3 protein-coding genes and 1 tRNA gene are annotated in these 3518 nt (G+C 70.8%); all 4 read left to right on the top strand.

Annotated elements, in window-relative coordinates; genetic code table 11:
- On the top strand, positions 1-566 hold a 566-nt coding region (locus tag VNE60_00475; GenBank protein ID HVB29980.1), incomplete at its 5' end, for an HlyD family efflux transporter periplasmic adaptor subunit.
- 64 nt (positions 567-630) lie between these two features.
- A tRNA-Gly gene (locus VNE60_00470) sits at positions 631-703 on the top strand.
- A 186-nt stretch (positions 704-889) separates the two neighbouring features.
- Positions 890-2854 carry an oligopeptide transporter, OPT family gene (locus tag VNE60_00465; protein HVB29979.1) on the top strand — a complete coding sequence of 655 codons (1965 nt, stop codon included), beginning with the start codon at positions 890-892 and terminating at the stop codon, positions 2852-2854.
- Positions 2855-2901: 47 nt separating this feature from the next.
- A partial coding sequence (locus VNE60_00460; GenBank protein ID HVB29978.1) for a hypothetical protein occupies positions 2902-3518 on the top strand: 617 nt, incomplete at its 3' end.

The following is a 3518-nucleotide window of genomic DNA, read 5'->3' as shown; positions in this document are numbered from 1 at the left end:
TGCGCGTGTTCGAGGAGCACGACCGGCTGGTGCCGGCGGGCACCGCATTGATGGATGTGGGCGATCCGCGCAATCTGGAAGTGGTGGTGGACGTGCTCTCGTCCGATGCGCAGGGCGTGCGGGTGGGGGCGCCGATGTTCGTGCGCGCGGGGGAAGGCGCAGCGCCGGTGACGGCGACCGTCACGCGCATCGAGCCCGCGGCGTTCACCAAGCTGTCGCCGCTCGGCGTGCAGGAGCAGCGGGTGAACGTGCACGGCGCATTCGCGTCGCCGCCGGCGGCGCTCGGGGATGCCTATCAGGTGAGCGTGTCGATCGTGTTGTGGGAGGGCGCCGATGTGCCGCGCGTGCCGGGCAGCGCGCTCGTGGCGGCTGGAGGTGGATGGCGCGTGTTTCGCGTGCGCGGTGGGAGGGCGCAGCCGGTGGCCGTGACCGTAGGCCATCGGGGGACGAGCGACGTGGAGGTGGTGTCGGGGCTCGCCGCGGGCGACACGGTGGTGGCGCGTCCGAACGATCTGGTGCGGGAGGGGGCGCGGGTGCAGGGCGTGGTGCGCGGCGGTGGGCGGTGAGGGGTTCGGGGGGCGGGGGCGGCTTGTTTGGGGTGTTGGGGGCCGGTATACTTGAGGACCATCTGCGGGCGTAATTCAGTTGGTAGAATGCCAGCTTCCCAAGCTGGACGTCGCCGGTTCGAGTCCGGTCGCCCGCTCTGTCATGGCTCGTTGAACGCACACGCCTGCCGCTCCGTGGAGCGGTGGGCGTTTTGTGTTTGCGGGGGGGCCGGTCCGGACATCGAACCGCTCGAGGATCGGCGGTCTGGCGCCGCCGCGCACACGCGAGCAAGTTGGGTCGGATCGGGCCTGCCCAATCTGACCCCACCTCGACCATCGGCCGCATGCCACCCAAAGAACTCACCATCCGCGGGCTCGTCCTCGGTGCGCTCATCACCACGGTGTTCACCGCGGCCAACATCTACCTCGGCCTCAAGGTGGGCCTCACCTTCGCGTCGTCCATCCCCGCCGCGGTCATCTCGATGGCGGTGCTCAGCGCCGTGAAGGACTCGTCGATTCTCGAGAACAACATCGTGCAGACGGTCGCGTCGGCGGCCGGCACGCTGTCGGCGATCATCTTCGTGCTGCCTGGCCTCGTGATCATCGGATGGTGGACCGGGTTCCCCTACTGGCAGTCGTTCTTCGTCTGCTTGAGCGGCGGCGTGCTCGGCGTGTTGTTCACGATCCCGCTGCGGCGCGCGCTCGTCACCGACTCCGATCTGCCGTACCCCGAAGGGGTGGCGGCGGCCGAGGTGCTGCGCGTGGGCTCGGGCACGCGCGGCGAGACCAAGGATGAGACGGGAGAGGCGCGAGAAGGGCTCGTGGCCGTGGTTCTCGGTTCCGCCACATCGGCGGGCCTGGCCATCCTCACGGCCACGCGCGTCGCCGCCGGCGGGCTCACGGGATTCTTCCCGATCGGGGCGACGGCGGCCAGCGGATACGACGTGGCGTGGTCGCTGGCGCTCGTGGGCGCGGGGCATCTGGTGGGATTGTCGGTGGGCATGGCGATGCTCGCGGGACTGGTCATCGCGTGGGGGATCGCGGTGCCGATTCTCACGTCGATGAACCCCGTGCCCGGCGGCATGACGCTCGCCGCGCACACGGCCTCCATCTGGGGCACGCAGGTGCGCTTCATCGGCGCCGGCGCCATCGGCGTGGCGGCGATCTATACACTCGCCACGCTGGCCAAGCCGGTGCTGGGCGGCCTGGTGAGCACGCTGGCCGCATCGCGCGCCGAGGGCGTGGCCGACGACCGCGACCGCGATCTGTCGCCGCCGTGGATCATCGGACTGGCCGTGGGATGCGCGCTCATCGCCGGCGGGTTGGCGTACAACTTCGCGCGCTCCACGGTGCTGGCCCCCGATGCGGGAATGCTCACGGCGATCGCGGTGCCATTCGTGGTGATCGTCGGGTTTCTGATCGCCGGCATCTGCGGCTACATGGCGGGGCTCATCGGCGCGTCGAACAGCCCGATCTCCGGCGTCGGCATTCTCTCGATCGTGGTCTGCGCGTCCGTGCTCGCCATGGCCGTGCGGCCCACGGGGGCGTCGACGCCGGCGCTCGTCGCGTTCTCGCTGTTCGTCACGGCGATCGTGTTCGCCTGCGCGACGATCTCCAACGACAACCTGCAGGACCTCAAGACGGGCCAACTCGTGGGCGCGTCGCCGCGGCGGCAGCAGATCGCGCTCATCGTGGGCGTGGCGGCCGGCGCGGCGGTGATCCCGTGGGTCCTGAATCTTCTCGCCAAGGCGTACGGGTTCGCGGGTGCGCCGAACGTGGGCGTGGTGGCGCTCAACCCGCTGCCGGCGCCGCAGGCCACGCTCATCTCGGCGCTCGCCAAAGGCGTGATCGGCGGCAATCTGGACTGGAAGATGATCGGCGTCGGCGCGCTCGTCGGCGTGGGCCTGATCCTGGTGGACGCGGCGCTGGGCGCGATGCATAAGCTGCGCATCCCGCCGCTCGCCGTCGGCATCGGAATCTACCTGCCCATGTCGGCCACGTTTGCCGTGGTCGTGGGCGCGCTGGTGTCCCACTGGTACGACCGGCGGGTGCATACATTGCGCGATCCGGACCGCGCCGAGCGACTGGGCACTCTGGTGGCGTCGGGGCTGATCGTGGGGGAGAGTGTGTGGGGCGTGATCAACGCCGGATTGATCGTCGCGTTCGCCACCGAGGCGCCCATCGGCCTCGTGCCGGCGAGCTTCGCGCCCGCGCCGTGGCTGGGCGTGCTGTGCTTCGTGGCGGTGCTCATCTTCCTGTATGGATGGATGGTGCGGCGTTCGGAGGCGATGCCGGGTCCGGCGCGGTAGGGCCACTCCGCGCTCCGTCCAATGCCAGAACCTTTCGCCCGCCACCCATGATCGACCGTCGCCGCTTCCTGCAGTGGGCCGCCGTCGCGGCCGTGCTTCCCCGTCGTATGCTGGCGTCTTCCGCGGCCTCGCCGCTGCGGCCCGACGCCGCGCCTCCGGATGCCTCGGCGGCGGATCGGGCCAGGCGATCGTCGCGCTATTCGCCGGGCCGCATCCCGAACGAGTACGCGCTGCTGCTGCCCGGCGAGGCCGAAGCGCTGGCCAGGGCGCCGGCGGCGCGCGGGTTTCGCGCCGACGCCGTCCTCGCGGCGATGGCTACCGGTGCGGCGCGCTGGACCAAGGTGGGTGAGGAAATTGCCGGCTGGCGCCTGGTGGCCGTGATCGGCGATCTGGAGGGCGCGCCGACGGCGGTGTTCGAGAAGCACATGTCGCATCGCGGCGCGATCGTCTACGTCACGGCGCGCGGCGAGACCGCGCGGATTCCCAAGGGGATCGGCGATCTGGCGAACATCCGGCCGCGTCCGATCAATGCGACGCCGGCCGGCCGGTTCGAGCGGCAGGCGTCGTACCCGGCGCAACCGGACAAGCCGGGCGAGTACGTCCTCGGCTCCGACGAGGACCCCTGCTACGAGAATGTGGCCGCGTTGGGCGAGGAGCTGATCGG

Source organism: Gemmatimonadaceae bacterium (genome assembly GCA_035533755.1).
Classification (GTDB): domain Bacteria; phylum Gemmatimonadota; class Gemmatimonadetes; order Gemmatimonadales; family Gemmatimonadaceae; genus JAGWRI01.
The sequence above is the reverse complement of the archived record's forward strand: the minus strand, read 5'-3'. Positions and strand labels throughout refer to the sequence as shown.